We start from the raw sequence: 17,778 nt of genomic DNA, 5'->3' as shown, positions 1-17,778 counted from the left end.
GAAGCTAGGCCGTGACAGCCGCAAGGACGGCCACAGAAGCGCTGATGAGAAGCGCTGGGGGATGAAGCAGGGTCGAGCTCCAACGACGCATCAGGCGGCTGCGCAGCGAAAGCAAGGGCATTCTCACGATCACCCGCACGATCGGCGTCGGCACCAGCACCGTGCAGCGCGCCTTGGAGGCGTCATGACTGACCGCCGGGTCGATTCAAGAACTTCCGGCGCTGAAGGCGCGCTCATAGATCGAACCCATAGCCGTTTCTGAGTGATACAACGGTTGCGGCTTTATGGTGGCTACGAACGCAACGAAGCACAGCGCTAAGAGCGCGAAGGTCATGAGACTGAAAGTGTGGTTCAGGGTCACCTTCGCTCCATTAGTTCATGCGAACCGCACCATGAAGAGATCGACCCGAATCTTCCGTGACGGCACTCACAAATCTCTGTCTTCCCTGCCCGGTGCCGCAGACAAGTCGATCTCTTCAAGATCAATCATGATCACGACTCGCCTAAACTGCGGCTGCCCGGCTGATAAAGCCGGAGTTCTGCTGACCACCGAGCAGATTGACGGCGGTGGCGTTAGCGCCGACAGCCACAGCAACCTGCACGGCAATGTTCTCCTGTATGAAAATATTGCCGAAATTGACGATATTGCCGAAATTGCCGAAGCTAAAAAGCCCGTGATGTCCATGATGCCCGTGATGCCCGTGATGCCCTCCACACACAGCGTCGAGGTCCGTATCGATCAGTTCACGCATTTCACTCATAGATTTCCTCCTCAGGGGTTGCAATCAACAACATGTGGCTCGAACCATACTGAAGGGTGGCTTTTCTATCTGTGACGGAAATCACGGGCGGCAATGGCTTGCTCACGGCCCACGTGTTCGATGGGAATGCTGCTCGACATACTCGCGGCCATCGCACGCAACGAAGACCGCCGCCGCCGGCAGGCGCAAGGGTAAGCCAAGACCAGCGCAGAGGGCCGCCGATGTCGAGCGTAACAAGGCATTTCCCGCATGCTGCCAAGACTGTCGCAGAGCACTATCCCGTCCGACACGGCATGCAGCCGCGCCACCATCGCGAAGTAGCCAAGCAAATGGACGCTGCGGGACTCAGGGAAGGCAGAGGAGGCTCTACATTGTGAGCGCCGTCACGGAAGATTTGGGTCAATCTCTTCATCATCGGGTTCATGGCTGCATGATGCAGCCCCAGACAAAAAGGCGGCGAGGAACACGGATGAACCTAAACTGCATTTTTAGTCTTATCATCTTCGCAATCGGAGCGCTGTGCTTCGTGGTGTTCATAACCACCCTAAAGCCACCGCTGCATCGCTCAGAAATGGCCGTGGGCTCTATTTATGGCCGCGGAGTAACGACCTAGACTAGCCGATAAATATAGAAATTCGTACGGCCCTCTGTAGGTCACTGGCGGGGCAATTCAGCCCCGCCACTAATCGACAGGCTTCCGAGCCTCTTCCCTATGTCGCGTTTCCAAGCACTGCAAGATGATGCAGCGTTTTGCTGCTATCTCCGACGGCAATGCGCCCGGTTCCAGCGACGGCGGGCGCGGCCGAGGGGACGCAGGTACGACAGCTGCCGCCGAGGTTCGGCTAACGACGGGGCAGCACGGCTGACGCCCCAGCCATCGGCCTAGCGCTGACGTTGGATCCATGCCTCGTCCGTGAATGTGAGTTGAGGCCGGACCGATCACAGCCCCGCGAGGCTCCCAAACCGCACCATGTAGCGGATGATCACGGACAATCCCTTTTGCGGCGCAGTATGTCTCCGGCATGCAGGGTCGAGCTTCCTCGCCCGGATGTTGCAAGGAGGCGTACATGACTCAGGTCTATTTTCATTGCTCGAACGCTAAGGGAGTACTGATGGATCGTCGCGGTACATTCGTATCCGACCTGATCGAGGCGTGTGAGGAGGCCACCCGCAGGATGCGATCCCTCGTCGTAGCCGCCAATCTGGAAGAATGGCGGCAGTGGGCCCTGCATGTCAGCGACGAGATTTTCGTTCTGCCGTTCGCATTCGTGCTCGGCAAGCCGCACTGGGAGACAGCCATGCTGTCAGAGCCATCATTCATACTTCTTCGTCAGAGGTGAATGCGATCACGACAGCAATCATCCGGCGTGCCTTCGCCGGAGCGATACTCGTCCAACGGGACTTCCGTCGCAGCCCGGACACAATTGAACAGCCTGCTGCTCCAAACGGTACATTTGGGAAGACTACGTAAAGCTCTTGCCTCCCGGAATCGTGCAGCGGCCTCTCTAAAGAATCTGCGGATTGTGAGAAAACTCACAGACAAGACGGCGGATTTCATCTTGTGATCTCCGGTCGGCTCTAACGATCGGGAGTATGCACACGTCACATTCAATGTTGCATAGCAGCCGTGACCGGCAAGGCGACGGTCGCGCCGCGGTTTCATCTATCCCAAGAACGGCTTCTATATTTCTCCGAACCGGTGATCCGATTCGGTTTGTTGAACATGGGCGTGGCGCCCGCGGGCTACGACAAACCCAACACCTGCCATCATCGTTTGCTTGTCGATGCCGAGTTGCCTTCGCTCGACCAGCCGCTCCTGAACTACTTCAACCACCTGCACTTCGGCGCTGGCCAGATCGAAGCGAAGATCACGCTCCCGATCGGCCAGCACAAACTGCGCCTCCTGTTCGCCGATTTCGCCCGCGTGCCGCTCGATGCGGCGATGTTCTCCGACATCATCAACGTCACCGTGACGGAGAACGGCCAGCCGCCGGCAAAGCGCAAATACCGCCATCGCCCCTCGCGGAGTTACGGATATTGATGCAGCAATGAAACCGCGCCGGCTCTTGATCCACGTCCTCTGCCTCATCGTCAGCGCGATGTTCGCCGATGCGGCCGCAGCGGAGCGTCGCGTGGCGCTGGTCGTCGGAATCTCCGCCTATACGAACGCACCGACGCTACCCAATACCGGCAACGACTCCAAAGCGATCGCAGCGCTGTTCAAATCTATCGGTTTCGACGTCGTCATTTCGCGCAACGATCTCGGCGTCGTCGACTTCAAGCGCACTGTGCGCGAGTTTCTCATTACTGCAGAGAACGCCGATGTGGCGGTGGTCTATTACGCCGGTCACGGCATCGAGATCGGCGGCATGAATTATCTGATACCGATGGATGCCAAGCTGAGCCACGACTACGACGTCGACGACGAGGCTATCGCGATCGATCGCATCATCTGGGCGCTGCAACCGGTACGTCGCCTGCGTTTGATACTACTCGACGCCTGCCGCGACAACCCGTTTGCGGCCAAGCTGCGATCCGCAAGTCGCGCGCCGACCAGAGGCGGGCTCGCGAGGCTTGATGAAGTCAGTGCCGATACGCTGGTGGCCTACGCCGCAAAAGCCGGCTCGATTTCCTACGACGGCGACGGCGTGAACAGTCCCTATGCGACCGCGCTGCTGAGATACCTTGCCGAGCCCGGCGTTGACATTCGTATCGCACTTGGTCGTGTCCGCGATGCGGTTATCGCCATGACCGGTGGACGGCAGGAGCCGTTCATCTATGGTTCTCTCGGCGGCGCAACCATCTCCTTAGTGCCGCAGTTGGGTGCAACAATTGTCGCGCCGGCACCGCCGCCCCTGGCCCCTCCGCCAGTTCTGGCGCCGGCCGCGCCGAAGCCGACCGTGATCAATCCAACGCCGCCAAGCGCGCCACCGGCTGCGAAGGCGGACCTGCCCAAGCCGCCGCTTCCCGCGCAGCCCGCCCCCGAAATCACGGACCCCTGTGTCCGCGACGAAGCGAGGCTGGCTCGTCTGCGCGCCAATCCAGCGCCGGACGAGATCACCAACTTCCAACGCGAGGTCACCTGCAAGCGGCTCCGTCCACAAGTACAGCGTCTGTTTGAGAGTATTGATAGCAATACCGCTCCGCCTTCTGGCGGAAATGCGGCGCCGCAAGCCGCTCCGAAGCTGCAGGCACTGAACGAGTCTGCCCGCTTGGAAGATGCTTGCACCCGCGACATGGCGCGGTTGCTGAGCGTGCGCGCTGAACCTACGTTCGAGGCGATCACCAAGTTCGAGCAGGAATTGGGCTGCGAGCGGCTCCGGTCCCAGCTCCGCCGATTGCGCGAGAGCGTCGCTCCTTGATCTCGTCTGGACACTTCGCGATGTGTCCATGAGATTTCCCGATTGAAATTTGTGCCCCGCAAACCCCGCCAAGAGGGGGCCTCTCCTGGGAAATTGCCGGTCACTCAAATACGAGACAACATTCGCTCGAGTGCGTCGCTGTTAGGATCAGTCGCGTTCGAAAACTTTGGCGCCAGGGTAAACTCGGCGGGCGTACATAACGACCAGCTCCCGGTCCTGAGTCTCCAGGAAGGGAGTTCGGAGCTGGCACGACCCGACGACGAGGTGCCACAAACCATTAAGTCTTTGAATCACGATGCTCATAGTGTGTTCCTCGAAGAACCGCAAACAACTGTTCGACGAGACACTCTTACAAGTCACGCGCTGGGGCCGTGATCCCAATCACATATTGCAGAGCGTAACTCGAACCCTCACTATTCGATCACCGATGGATCGCCTGCTTTGCGCTGATTCAGGTCTGCTTCAAGCATCGATTCGAAGATTATGATCGGCAACCAAAACACAAGCATGGCAATTTCCTCCGTCGCATAACAACCCTCAGCCTTCAGAGCTCGTTCCCAAAATAAACGGCCGAGTGCCAGGAACGTTTTCGTTTCTTATCAAACAACTGCGTAGTTCTTCGCTGCTTTGCGGCGCGATAGTTCGCCGGCTTTTCGTGGTTGAGAAGCCGCACCGACCACAGCTCGACCTATTGATCGCTCGCAATCGTCGGAATTCCCTAGAACCTGTACGCGTCGCCGTGTGCAGCATAGAGGAGCTGAGCGTGCGGGACCGAGAGGACCGATCACATCCGCTACCTTACCGGTCTAGTGCTTCATCTCTATAGCCAATCGATCAGCATTACAGCAAGACCGCGGCTAATTTCCGCTGTCAATGAAGGTCACCTATCCGCCTGATCTCAATGGCGCCCCCAGATATGGTGCAATGAGCAAGGCGGCGACGTCCTATCCCGCCACCGTCGATTCGCATTCAATCCCGGCGCGGATGTCTTGCTGTCGCGATCTTCGGTGCCACATTGCTCGCCGCGGTGATGCTTAGAAGCACCTTCGTCATGTGGCCGAAGTTCCAGTGACGCGCATCACGGTCGTTGACCTTGGGATCGGCTATCCCGGGCGTGTGTTGGAATACACCTTGCTGAGACAACCGTTACTGTTCGTTGAACCTTGGAGGTTAAATGGCTCGGATTAGAATTTCCCATAGCTGGCGGACCGTTCGCGGTGCGCATATCCGTATCGTCCACCGGCGTAAGGTTGCGGTTAAGTCGGGCTCAAGCGTTTCGCAGATTTGCATGTCAGGGAATGGCCAATTATTGCGGCTCAGGGGCACCCTGGGGGTGAAGGCATCGCCATCATCGTAGTCGTTATCCTGCTAGCGGTGGCGACAGCAGTTGGGCCGCCTTGGTCGGCGGCCTCTTTTGTTTCAGTCCTACCGCAACCGTCGGCGGTGTGCCGCCAGCCGCCGGCGGCGCTTCTTGCGGTGATATCGGCGCCGGCGCTTCAACATATCTTCCTCGAGGTCAGCGAGATAGGGCAATTTCTGTGGGTTGAACAGGACGAGCCAAGATCAGAGCTGCTCCGCTGCTTTGCGACGCTACTTCTCAATCAGCGGCTCGGGCCGACGACTCGGCTTGTCGGGGATGAAGGATTGAGTTATGCGGGCTTTCTCGCCTCTGGCGCGTGGGAGCGTGGCTACGCCGAGGACGGCGAGAGCCATGCCAAGTATTCTCCACCGAGCATCGTCAACGAGCCTTGACTGGCGATAGGGCCCTACACGGGCGGCTGCGATCTTTCGACGCGCTCTGCCTCAGTCGCCCCCGCCAGACGCACCTTCGACGCTGTCACCCGCCACGCGTGCGCGGAAATCCGGGCAACAAAGGTTTCAAATACAGGAGCCAGGAAATGACTCTTCTTTCAGTTATCGGCTGGGATATTATCGGGTGGGATAGCCTCACGCCACAGGGCATTCGGTTCGGCATTGCGACCATCCTTGCGCTGTTAGCGGTGGGCCGCCCCGGGCCGTCGGTCTTTGAGCTTTTTGGCGGCCTAATCTGCATCCTGGGTGCTGGCCTTATGGTGGCGCAGGCGGTCTCGCTTGGTTGAATCCTCGCTGGCGGGTTTGCTCTCGACACCCACCCGGATGGTGTTACGAATATTTCAAAGGACGTTGAGTACCGGAGGCGACCATGGCTCAACAACTGCGGGAAATTCGTCGCGCATTTACCGCGTCAGGTTGGCTACCGTGATGCGTCGACAGGAAGCGTGATAGCCTCGATCGAAATTCCGGCACAAGTGATCGAACGCGCCGTGTCTCAAACTCCCAGCAAGTGCGGCTTCACCAGAAATCACTCGGAGTGACGTTCAGACACGCCTGAAAGAGTGTGCTGATGTTACTTAGAGTGAGATTTTCTTTGATCTCGCGGTGCACACGTCGTGCACACGCGGTCCTCTAACCAACTGACAACATTGACCCCTCGCTCCAGTCCATCGTAGGGAAGTCTGGGCTAAGATCGGCCAAATGGATCAAGGCCATTCAACGATAGTCCGGTTTGAGCGCATCCCGCCGTCGAAATTGCCCTTTGGGCGTCTTGACGTTGGCATTGCCGAGCGTGGTGCGGAAATCGAAGGAAATTTAGGACGTTGCCCTGGCTGGGGCGGGAGGGATCGAACCTCCGATTGGCGGAATCAAAAACAGTTTGATTATTCAACGATTTCAAGCCGCGTTTGGAAAAAATGGTCGAATTCGCCTCTAGTAATATCAATTGCTTAGCAGGCATTTCCAAATAAGGAAGCGCCGCTGCTAGCGAGGACCGTGCACGGGGCTGCTCGCTTAAGAGCGTCACCATTAGCACATCGACACGCCCGAGGGCGTCGGGGGATTACACACTGAAGGCCACCGGCCCGGAGTTCGGTGCGGGCATCAAGATGGCGGTCGAGCGCGGCTGGCTCGAGCTACACGAGAGCGGGACTTACGCGCGATTGTTGAGCCACGGCGAGGATCGCATTGAGTGGACCAGTCGGCCCCGTGCCGTCTGGAGGTGCGCACCTAATCCGCAGCACAGGGCGAAAGGTCTGCTCAGGCCAGCCCCGAGGCAGACGGCGCCAGGATGCGCGATGAAGCCCGCGTGCGCTAGATGGACCAAAAGGCCCCGGCCGCTTTAAGGGGGGCGTGGGGCCGGGGCCGCTCGGTCCGCGACCCTATCTCACCAACGTGTCCCTTCATCGGGGATATAGATTTATGCTATACCCCCGCCAGACGGGAGAAGCCGATCGGAATTTGCCACCGAGCGGGTGTCCTTTCCGGACAAAAAAGCAAAAAGAGAGTCCGGTTGGATCGGAGGTAGAAGTTGGATCCCAAGAAACTGCTTTACTTCGCGTCGGTCATCGAGAGCGGGAGCCTCAAGAAGGCGGCCAAGGAGCTGCTGATTTCACAGCCAGCATTGTCCGTTTCGATCGATCGTTTGGAAGAGAGCGTTGGCGGTCCGCTTCTCGAGCGCAGCCCGATCGGGGTCAAGCCCACCCCGATGGGAGAGGTTCTCTACGCCCACGCGCGGCTCATCCGTGATGAATTGAAGCTCGCGGAAAGCAGGATGAAGCTATCGGATGAGCGAACACACTCTGCCGTCGCTTTCGGCACCCTGCCGAGCCTTGCCAATTCCATCGTACCGCAAGCGATCTGCAAGTGGCGAGACAATCATCCAACGACAATTCTCCGCGTCGCAGAGAAAATCCAGCTCGAACTCCTGCTCAGCCTCATGCGCGGGGAAGTGGACTTCATCGTCGCCCAGACGGAAAACTACGGATACCTCGAGGGACTCAAGCAAAGAGTCCTTTTCCGCGACCGGCTGTATGTCATCTCCCGGCCGGATCATCCCGTCTCTGCATTGGAAAATCCCTCATGGCTGCATCTCGCGAAATTTCCGTGGATCATCCAGATGGTCGGCAGGCAGAGAACACTGCTCGAGAAGCTGCTCGCGTCAGAGAGCGTTGACCTTCCGGTACAATTGACGGAGTGCGGGACGGTGAACTGCATCAAGGCCATTGTCGCCGGGAGCGACAGTCTCGCGCTACTGCCGGCCTCCGCCATAGATTCCGATGTCCAGGCGGGGCGGATCAGGGCCCTCGACATCACTGGACCGCTGCTCAACCGCGATATCGCTGTCATATTCCGCGAGCGGAATCCGCTGACCGAGGCGAGTCGCAGTCTCGTCGGTCAGATTGCGGCCGCCGGTATCGACTTGGGTCCTGAATTGAACTGTCAGCCCTGAACGCTGTGGATTGCCCTGTCCAAACGCGAGTCAATTAGACCCCACCGAGGGCCATGTATTTGATCTCAAGGTACTCGTCGATCCCATGGCTGCTACCTTCCCGTCCGATCCCACTTTGCTTGACGCCACCGAACGGGACCTCGGGTGTAGAAATCAGTCCCTCGTTGATCCCGACGATGCCGTATTCCAGAGCCTCCGCGACGCGAAATATCCGACCGACGTCGCGTGCATAGAAGTAGCTGGCCAACCCGAATGGCGTGTCGTTTGCCAATCGCACCGCCTCGTCTTCCGTCCTGAAACGAAAGAGAGGAGCAACGGGACCGAAGGTCTCCTCGCGAAAGATCAGCGCATCGCGTGACACATCCGCCAGCACGGTCGGCTCGTAGAAGTTGCCACCCCGCGCATGCCGCTTCCCTCCCGTTACGATCGCGGCGCCCTTGGCGCGAGCGTCGGCAATGTGTTCCTCGACCTTGAGAACCGCATCGTGGTTGATTAGCGGACCTTGACTTACGCCAGCCTCCATGCCGTCACCCACCTGAAGCTTCTCCACAGCCGCTTTCAGTTTGGCAGTGAACGTCTCGTAAACACCGTCCTGCACGAGAATCCGATTTGCACAGACACAGGTCTGGCCAGTATTGCGAAATTTCGACGCCATCACGCCCTTCACTGCTTCGTCGAGATCGGCATCGTCAAACACGATGAACGGTGCATTCCCGCCCAGCTCCATTGAGGTCTTTTTGATTGTCTTCGCGCACTGTTCGAGCAGCATGCGACCTACTTCGGTTGAGCCAGTGAAGGAGAGCTTGCGCACGGATGGATTTTCCGTGAGCTCCCTTCCGGTGGCGCTGGATGGACCGGTGATGACGTTGCATACACCTCGGGGCATGCCGCTCCGTTCGGCAAGGACTGCTAGAGCGAGTGCAGAGAAGGGTGTTTGGCTCGCGGGACGGATAATTCCTGTGCAACCCGCGGCCCATCCCGGACCAGCTTTGCGTGTGATCATCGCGGAAGGGAAGTTCCAAGGCGTGATCGCTGCGAAAACGCCGATCGGCTCCTTCGTTACCACGACCCGCCGATCCGGGACATGCGCGGGGATCGTCTCCCCATAGACGCGCCGCCCTTCTTCCGCGAACCATTCCAGGAATCCGGCAGCATAGGCGATCTCGCCTTTCGACTCGGCCAGGGGCTTACCTTGTTCGGCGGTCATGATGAGCGCGAGATCATCCGCGTTCGCGATCATCAGGTCCGCAATCCTGCGGATGATCGCGCCTCGCTCCTTTGCCACCATCGCCCGCCACTTCGGGAACGCCGCTCTTGCCGCATCGATGGCCCGACGCGTTTCGGTACGTCCCATCGCGGGAACTGTCCCCAACGGCCTGCCTGTCGATGGATTGCGAATTTCCATCACGGCGCCGCCGTCGGCCACAACCCATTCGCCGTCGATATAGTTCTCGCTGCGCAGCAGATCTGGGTCCTTTAGTTGAGGCTTCGCGATTTTTTCAAGCATCCGACTTCCTTCGAGGGTTCTGACAGTTAGGTCGCGGTGCGCGACCGTTTTGATTCAGGTGTTGATGTAAACGTTCTTGGAGTAGAGATACGTGTCCAGATGGGCACGACCGCCCTTGGCGCCGTATCCGCTTTGCTTGGTGCCGCCAAAGCCAACTAGGGGATCAATCAGTCCATAACAATTCACCCACATGACGCCGGTGTGCACGCCTTTGACGACCTTGAGAGCGGTGGAGACATTCTGACTCCAAACCGCGCCTCCCAAGCCGTAATCCGTTTGGTTGGCTAGCGCGATCGCCTCCTCCAAGGTGTCAAAGGGGATCACCGAGAGCACGGGACCGAAGATCTCCTCCTGCGCTATGCGCATCGAGTTGTCGACTTCAGCGAAAATCGCCGGCGTGACGAAATAGCCGTCCGCCAGAGCGCCACCCAGGCGCTCGCCGCCACAAACTAGACGTGCTCCTTCTCTTGGTCCGAGCTCGATGTAAGACATGACGCGATCCAGCTGCCGACCCGAAATGAGTGGCCCAAGCTGGGCGTTGGCATCCAGCGCCGATCCCACCCGGATAGCACGCGCAAAGTCGGCGGCACGTGCGCAGAACTCCTGCACGATTGGGCGCTGGACGAATACGCGTGTGCCCGCAAAACAGATCTGACCGGAGTTCGCGAACACTCCCATTACGGCGCCCGGCACCGCCTTGTCGAGATCCGCATCGGAAAAAATGATATCCGGCGATTTGCCGCCCAGCTCCAGCTGCAACTTCTTGATGTTGACGGTCGATGCTTCGATGATCTTCCGTCCCGTCGCCGTCGAACCCGTGAAGGCGATACGGTCGACATCGGGATGTCGCGCAAGGGCAGCGCCAGCGGCGCCCCCGAATCCGGTGACGACGTTTACGACCCCGGAGGGCAGGCCGACCTCGTGAAGAAGCTCCGTGACGCGCAACACCGAGAGGGACGCGTCCTCTGCCGGCTTGAGCACCGCCGTGCAGCCGGTCGCAAGCACGGCGCCGATGAGCCAGAACTGGCTGTTCAGCGGACCATTCCATGGAATGATGCCGCCGATGACGCCCACCGGGGCCTTGAAGGACAAGGTCGTCACCTCACCCGGCAGACCATTGGGAAGCGTCTCGCCGACGATATTTCCGGCCTGCGACGCGAAGAAGAGGATCATCTTCAACACGCCGGACTTGGACCCCCTTACTCGGGAGATCGGTGCGCCCATGTCGACAGCCTCGATCTCGGCCAGTTCCTCAAAATTTCTGTCAATCACCTCGTGCGCTCGGTAGAGCAGTGCTTGACGTTCATAAGGAGTCCAGCGGCTCCAGGGACCATGAAAGGCTCGCCGGGCGGAGCGAACCGCGAGATCAATGTCGGCTTCATCTCCCTCCGCAAGCGAACCGATCACGCCGCCGGTCGATGGATCTATCGTGTTGAACACCTTGTTCGATGTCGCCGCGATCTCATGCCCATCAATGAAAAGGCCGTATTGTCCGCGTGACAGGAATCCCTGCGCGGCAGCGCAAAGTTGGGACGGCGGCATTTGCTGGTTCATCAACTGTCTTTCTCGGAAAAATTCGCGCGCGCTTCGGTCAGGTCGCGACAACGCGTACACACAGTCCCCTGCTGTCGCCGGCTACATTAGGAACACGCCCTTACCTGCGCTCTGACGGTTGAAGCTGTGATAGGCCTCCTCCGCCTGATCGAGTCTCCATTGATCGGTGAATAGCCTGTCGAGATCGATCCCGCGTTCGATCACGAATTCCGCGCACGCGCGTTGCGCTTGGATCGACATCGTCCACGACGTGAAGATGCGAAGCTGTCTGCGGAGCATCTGGGCGAGTGACAATTTGATCTCGGCCCCCAGGCCGACGAGACCTATCGTGCCCCAGGGCTGGACGCAGCGCAGCGCATCCTGCCCGGCGGCAGCGGCGCCCGCGGTCTCGAGCGCCATGGTCGCACCGCGGCCTTTGGTCAGACTTCGAATTGCGTCGGGGACATCTCCCTCCCGCGAGTTTACGACGAAGTCGGCACCGAACGCCTTGGCGGTTGCAAGTCGATTATCGTCAATATCGAGAGCGATCACGCGCGCCCCTTGCGCCTTGGCGAGAAGCGTCGCGGATAGGCCCACAGGTCCCTGACCAAAGATCGCAATCGTATCGCGACCCGTCAGCCCCATCCGCTCAAAAGCTCCCCACGCGGTACCTGTCCCACATGATATCGCAGCACCTGCGGCAAAGCTCAGGCGCTCGTCGAGGGGCACCAACGTGTCCGCCGGCACCTTCATGTAGGGCGCGTGAGCGCCATGCTGATCCGTGCCGTAAACCGTCACCGGGACGGATTGGCACATCTGGGGCCATCCCGACCTGCAATGCTCGCAGTCGGTGCAGCCATGATAGTGATGAACCATGACGCGCGCGCCGACGCGCGCATGTGGACCCGTTACGCCCGGACCGATGGCCGCAACGATGCCGGATGGCTCGTGGCCGGCGATGATCGGCTTCTGCGATAGAAGCTCGGGCGAGCGCCTATAGAAATGCAGATCACTACCGCACATTCCAGACGCCTTGATCTCAACGACCACTTCGCCGGGGCCCGGAGTCGGATCCGGGACAGTTGCGAGTTCAACAGTGCAGTTTCCGCGAAAAACGATGCCGCGCATTACGTTGTCCTTGTATGTTCCTGACCGTCCCGTCCAGCGCCGACTGATGATTGCCGTCTGTGCGCCTTGGTGGAGGCAACTCGCATGGCCGGTTCTCTATGAAAATCAGTCGTCGCAGGAATTCCCGCGACGCAGCGCTAAGCGCGGAACCTCATCTCGCCTCCCTCTTTCCGAATTGGCGCATCCTGCCGCATGCCAGGGCTTTTTTGCCCTCGATAGGCGCCCAACGACCATCGCCGCGGGCTATCGCTATCTTGCGCTACCAGCATGCGACACGGAAGCGTTGGCGATCCCAGCCATATAAGCTGACACTATATCTCCGACCCGCCCTCTCCGAACTGTCGCTTAAAGCTCGCACCGAGGCATGTATATTTCGGTCGCGCAGTTGATCTGCGTTTTGAGTTGACCTTCTTCGCTTCGCCTGCGAGCGACTTTGCGACCGGAAAGAGAATGGTTCCAGAACACGATCAGCTTCGAAACTGCGTCAGAGAAAAGCTGGCGCGCGATCAGACCGTCTATTCCATGACGGTCCGACTGGTTCGAGGGGTTGAGATTGCCAGCATCGCTCGCACCTCCGGCTTTGACACGGTCTATATCGATCTGGAGCACAATGGTTTCTCCCTCGATACGGTGGGCCAGATCTGTCTGGCTTGTATAAGCCTGGGGATAGCGCCGTTCGTCCGCATTCCAAGCATCGACGCTGGTTTTATCGCGCGCGTCCTCGATTGCGGCGCGCTCGGCATTATCGCGCCCCATCTGGAATCGGCGGAAGACGCACGATCCATCGTGCGCGCCGTGAAGTATCCACCGATCGGAACCAGATCGCTGGCCGGCCTTCTGCCCCAATTGCATTTCCGCGCGGGTCCGGCGGCAGACACTATCCGACAGATGAACGAGGCGACCATGATCATCGCGATGATCGAGTCCCCGTCGGGGCTGGCTGCTGCCGAACAGATAGCGGCCGTTGATGGCGTGGACATCCTCCTCGTGGGAGCCAACGATCTCTGCGGCGCGCTCGGTATTCCGGGGCAGCTCGACCATCCGCTCGTCCGCGACGCCTACGCGCGCTGCCTCGAGGCTTGCCGAACTCATCACAAGGCTCTTGGTGTGGGCGGGCTTGGCTCGCGTCCCGATCTGATCAGAGAGCTTGTCGCGCTCGGCGCTCGGTACGCGTCTACCGGAAACGATCTTTCTTTTCTTATCAGTGCAGCGACCCAGATGCGCAGACAGTTCGCCTAGGCACCCGTCAGACGGACGGCACCGCGCTCGAATTTCTAACTGAAGCAAGAGAGTTAAATATGGATGCCAGGACTTCCATTCACGCCCCGGCCGATTCCGGAGTTCCAGCTCACGCTCGAGATTTCAGCGTCACCGATCGCGTTGTGCTTGTCACCGGCGCAGGTCAGGGTCTGGGACGTGAAATAGCGAGACAATTCGCCGCCGCGGGAGCCATCGCAGCAGTCGCCGACATCAATTTGGCAAAGGCCGAAGCGGTCCAGCGAGAGATCGAGGCTGCGGGAGGAAAGGCCGAAGCCATCCGCGTGGACGTCGCAGAACGCTCGTCCGTGGATAACATGGTCCGAACTCTGACCGACGCTTATGGCCGGATCGACGTGCTCATTAACAACGCCGCGATCTTTGCGACCCTCAACAAGGTCCCATTCGATCAAATCCCATTCGACGAATGGGAAAGGGTTATGCGAGTCAACATAACCGGTACCTATCTTTCCATCTGCGCCGTCGCACCGTCGATGCGCAAGGCAGGCTGGGGCCGCATCGTCAACATCTCCTCCGATTCCGTGCCGCGTGGCGTCGCCAATTATCTTCACTACGTCACGTCGAAATCCGCGATCATCGGGATGACCAACTCGCTGGCCCGCGAACTCGGTCCGTTCGGAATCACGGTCAATTGCATCCGTCCAGGCGCGGTAGCGACCGAGGTCGATCGAACGCACAACCCCAGTCCGGAATTCCGGCAACGGGTTCTCGGCGAGCAGTGTCTGCCGCGCGGTCAGATGCCTGAGGATCTGGTCGGCCTCGTCATGTTCCTCGCGACGCGAGCAGCAGGCTTCATCACTGGACAAACCATCGCCGCGGACGGCGGCTTGACCCACAGCAATTGAACCCTCGCCCCATGGGAGGCTCACGAGAGCAGAACCCGAATATGGAACAGCACCGAAAATTCTACATTGGCGGCAAATGGATCGAACCAGCTGGCCCGCAGACGATTCAGTTGGTCGATCCGACGACCGAGGCAGCTTTTGCGACCGTCGGCATGGGGACCGCCAAGGACGTCGATCGCGCAGTCACCGCTGCACGCAAAGCTTTCGCCGACTTCAGCGCATCTTCCGTCGCCGAGCGGATTGCCCTGCTCGAGCGCATTCTGGCGGCGTATGCTGCTCGACAATCGGATCTGGCCAACGTGATCGCCCGGGAGATGGGGTCACCGAAAAGCGCGACCGTGCAGACGCAGGGTCCAATCGACCATTGGAAGGAAGCTGCCAGGGTCCTTCGTGATTATTCGTTCGAGCATCGCATCGGAGGGTCGATCGTCCGGAGGGAGGCGATCGGCGTCTGCGGCCTGATCTCGCCCTGGAATTGGCCGGTGCAGACTCCAGTCACGAAGATCGCGTACGCGCTCGCCGCAGGTTGCACGATCGTCTTCAAGCCGAGCGAGTACTCGCCCCTGAGCGCGATCGTTCTCGCCGAGATACTCGACGACGCGGGCGTTCCAGAGGGCGTCTTCAACCTGGTGATCGGAGATGGCCCTCAGGCGGGTGAAGCGCTGTGCCGCCATCCGGAGGTGGACATGATCTCGTTCACCGGCTCGACCCGGGCGGGCATTCTCGTCGCGGCAGCGGCTGCGAGCACGGTCAAGCGCGTGGCGCAGGAGCTCGGCGGGAAATCGGCAAATGTGGTCCTGCGCGATGCCGATCTCGAAGCCGCGGCGCGCTGGAACATTGCCCGCGGTTTCTTCAACGCGGGGCAGTCTTGCCACGCCCCCAGCCGAATCCTGGTGCACCGCAGCCAGATGGACGATCTCGCCAGCCATTTGGCGCGCGAAGCAGCCAAAGTGAGGATCGGCGCCCCCCAGGATTCGGATACGACCATGGGACCAGTCGTCAACCGTACGCAGTTCGAGCGAATTCAACGTTATATCCAAGCGGGATTGGACGAGGGAGCCCGAATAATTTGCGGCGGCGTCGGTCGCCCCGAAGGCTTCGGGCGGGGATATTTCGTCAAGCCGACCGTTTTCTCGGAAGTCACGCAGACGATGACGATCGCGCGCGAGGAACTCTTCGGACCCGTTCTCGCGGTCCTGCCTTACGACGATGAAGAAGAAGCCGTCGCTATTGCCAACGAAACGCCCTACGGCCTCGGCGGCTACGTATTCTCTTCTGATCGCGAAAGAGGGCTAGCCGTATGCCGCCGGTTGAGGGCGGGACGCATTTTCTTCAACGGCGCAGCGGGCAGCGTGGCTGCGCCCATGGGCGGCTACAAACAATCAGGCAACGGCCGGGAAATGGGGGTCTTCGGGCTCGAGGAATACCTGGAGGTGAAGGCGATGTTCGGTTTCGATCGCGAAGCCGCCGCGCTTCCATCGATCTAGGCGCTAGCGGCAGGCTTTCCGGCACCGGCCAGCTACAAGTCTGGTGGACCGAACTCGGTGAAGACGCGGAAGACCTCTTCCAGCAGAATTCCTGACTGGATCGGGGGCAACCACAAAACCACAACAAGATGAGCCAGCGCGCTCGCTTTAAACGAGGAGAGGATAGACGAAAATGCCATCTGCGATACCCAACAAGGACGTTTCTTTCTCGGGCGCGGTCAACGCTGGCGCGCGAATGGATCGCCTGCCAATCGGGCCGTTCCATCGCCGCATGCTGTGGCTCGTCAGCATGGGCGTGTTCTTCGATTCGTTCGACAACACGCTCTCCAGCTCGGTGCTCGCGGCATTGCTCCAGAGCGGCTGGTCCACGCTCGAGCTGAACTCGCTCTTCATGTCCGTGACGTTCGCTGGGCTGACGGTGGGCGCGGCTACGGCCGGCTGGTTGAGCGATCGCTTCGGTCGACGTTTCGCCTACCAGTTCAACCTGGCGATCTTCGGCAGCTGCGCTTTGTTGTCGGCCTTTGCCCCCTCCATTCATGCACTGATCTTCATCCGCGCCATCATGAGCGTCGGAATGGGCGCCGAATATGTGATGGGGTACGGCCTCATCACCGAATTCGTGCCTCCCAAACAGCGCGGCCGGTACATCGGGTGGTTTGCAGTGTTTGGTGGCGTTGGCGTCTTTGTCACCGCTATGACCGCTCTACTCGTGATTCCAACGCTCGGTTGGCGAGCCATGTTCATCATCGGCGGCGTGGGCACCATGTGGGTATGGTGGGAACGCCGCAAGCTGCCGGAGTCGCCCCGTTGGCTGGAGCGGGTTGGTCGCACCGAAGAGGCCGAAAAGGTCCTGCAGAGCATCGAGCAGGAGGCCGCGCAGGGTCGTTCCCTTCCCCCGGTCGTCGCGGTGCCCGCGCCGCCTCCGCGATACGTTAGCGCGGCCGTACTGCTGTCGCGTCCTGTGATCGCGCGGACTCTTCTCGCGATCATCGTCAGCGTCACGTGCTTATTCGGCTCTTATACGATGACGGGCTGGATGCCGACATTCCTCGTGAAGCAGGGCCTGACCGTCACAAAATCGCTGGCCTATAACACTGCCATGATGGCGGGATTCGCTACCGGATCACTGATGGTCGTGCTGCTGGCCGATCGTCTGGGGCGACGCTGGGGCATCGTCATATTCGGTCTCATCTGCGCCGCTCTCGGCTCGATCTACCCGTTCTTGACTTCGGCTCCGCTCATCATGGTCTGCGGCTTTCTGCTGACCGCAGGCGCATCGGTGTTCTTGTCTCTGGGCTCGGGCATCGCGCCTGAGTTCTTCCCGACCGAATATCGCTTCCGTGGCAGCGGTGTCGCGCAGACGTTCGGACGCGCCGGGCTTATTGCTTCCCCCTTTATCGTTCTTGCTCTTTTCGACCGATATGGAGTTGGGGGTGTCATCGGCGCGATCGCCGGAATGTACACGACCGTAGCTTTGATCTTCGCGGTATTCGGCGTCGAGACCAATCAACGGTCGCTTGAAGCCTTGGAGCCCGAGGCCACGCCGAACGCCGACCCTGCAACAGTCCTGCGCACGGCGGGATAGTCGTCGCCGCGGCGCAAACAACAGAGGC

Annotated in this window: 13 protein-coding genes; 10 read left to right on the top strand and 3 right to left on the bottom strand. The window is 59.8% G+C overall.

The window, feature by feature from the left end; translation table 11 throughout:
- The first annotated feature begins 332 nt into the window (after positions 1–332).
- The 6 genes from SO140_RS35365 to SO140_RS35340 all read left to right on the top strand — a co-directional run bounded on the left by SO140_RS35365 (position 333) and on the right by SO140_RS35340 (position 8,387).
- Entirely contained in the window at positions 333–836 is a 504-nt protein-coding gene (locus tag SO140_RS35365) for a hypothetical protein (protein ID WP_449382374.1), read from the top strand.
- Between the two features lie 992 nt (positions 837–1,828).
- Positions 1,829–2,101, top strand: coding sequence for a DUF6894 family protein (locus SO140_RS35360; RefSeq protein ID WP_449382373.1), 273 nt, complete (start codon positions 1,829–1,831; stop codon positions 2,099–2,101).
- 383 nt (positions 2,102–2,484) lie between these two features.
- Positions 2,485–2,802, top strand: a complete 318-nt coding sequence (locus SO140_RS35355; protein WP_449382372.1) for a DUF4399 domain-containing protein — start codon at positions 2,485–2,487, stop codon at positions 2,800–2,802.
- A gap of 25 nt (positions 2,803–2,827) precedes the next feature.
- The gene (locus SO140_RS35350) at positions 2,828–4,123 is read left to right on the top strand and encodes a caspase family protein (RefSeq protein WP_449382371.1); all 1,296 of its coding nucleotides are present in this window, start codon (positions 2,828–2,830) and stop codon (positions 4,121–4,123) included.
- 1,898 nt (positions 4,124–6,021) lie between these two features.
- Positions 6,022–6,222: a hypothetical protein gene (locus SO140_RS35345; RefSeq protein WP_449382370.1), complete on the top strand. Its 201-nt coding sequence runs from the start codon at positions 6,022–6,024 to the stop codon at positions 6,220–6,222.
- 1,244 nt (positions 6,223–7,466) lie between these two features.
- Complete coding sequence (locus SO140_RS35340; protein WP_449382369.1) at positions 7,467–8,387, top strand: LysR family transcriptional regulator; 921 nt, start codon at positions 7,467–7,469, stop codon at positions 8,385–8,387.
- A 34-nt stretch (positions 8,388–8,421) separates the two neighbouring features.
- On the opposite strand, the gene SO140_RS35335 is transcribed toward SO140_RS35340, so the two are convergent.
- From SO140_RS35335 to SO140_RS35325, 3 genes are all read right to left on the bottom strand, one after another.
- The gene (locus tag SO140_RS35335) at positions 8,422–9,894 is read right to left on the bottom strand and encodes an NAD-dependent succinate-semialdehyde dehydrogenase (protein ID WP_449382368.1); all 1,473 of its coding nucleotides are present in this window, start codon (positions 9,892–9,894) and stop codon (positions 8,422–8,424) included.
- Between the two features lie 54 nt (positions 9,895–9,948).
- On the bottom strand, positions 9,949–11,448 hold the full coding sequence (locus SO140_RS35330) for an aldehyde dehydrogenase family protein (protein ID WP_474802495.1): 1,500 nt from the start codon (positions 11,446–11,448) through the stop codon (positions 9,949–9,951).
- A gap of 81 nt (positions 11,449–11,529) precedes the next feature.
- The gene (locus SO140_RS35325; protein WP_474802497.1) at positions 11,530–12,555 is read right to left on the bottom strand and encodes a zinc-dependent alcohol dehydrogenase family protein; all 1,026 of its coding nucleotides are present in this window, start codon (positions 12,553–12,555) and stop codon (positions 11,530–11,532) included.
- Between the two features lie 450 nt (positions 12,556–13,005).
- Here SO140_RS35325 and SO140_RS35320 point away from each other — a divergent pair, with 450 nt between their 5' ends.
- From SO140_RS35320 to SO140_RS35305, 4 genes are all read left to right on the top strand, one after another.
- Entirely contained in the window at positions 13,006–13,794 is a 789-nt protein-coding gene (locus SO140_RS35320; protein WP_474802499.1) for an HpcH/HpaI aldolase family protein, read from the top strand.
- A 143-nt stretch (positions 13,795–13,937) separates the two neighbouring features.
- On the top strand, positions 13,938–14,678 hold the full coding sequence (locus SO140_RS35315; RefSeq protein ID WP_474802501.1) for an SDR family NAD(P)-dependent oxidoreductase: 741 nt from the start codon (positions 13,938–13,940) through the stop codon (positions 14,676–14,678).
- A 41-nt stretch (positions 14,679–14,719) separates the two neighbouring features.
- Positions 14,720–16,165, top strand: coding sequence for an aldehyde dehydrogenase family protein (locus tag SO140_RS35310; RefSeq protein ID WP_474802503.1), 1,446 nt, complete (start codon positions 14,720–14,722; stop codon positions 16,163–16,165).
- 172 nt (positions 16,166–16,337) lie between these two features.
- Entirely contained in the window at positions 16,338–17,750 is a 1,413-nt protein-coding gene (locus SO140_RS35305) for an MFS transporter (protein WP_474802505.1), read from the top strand.
- Positions 17,751–17,778: the final 28 nt, after the last annotated feature.

Source organism: Bradyrhizobium sp. UFLA05-108 (assembly GCF_059803455.1).
This window is presented reverse-complemented; position numbering and strand designations above follow the sequence as displayed.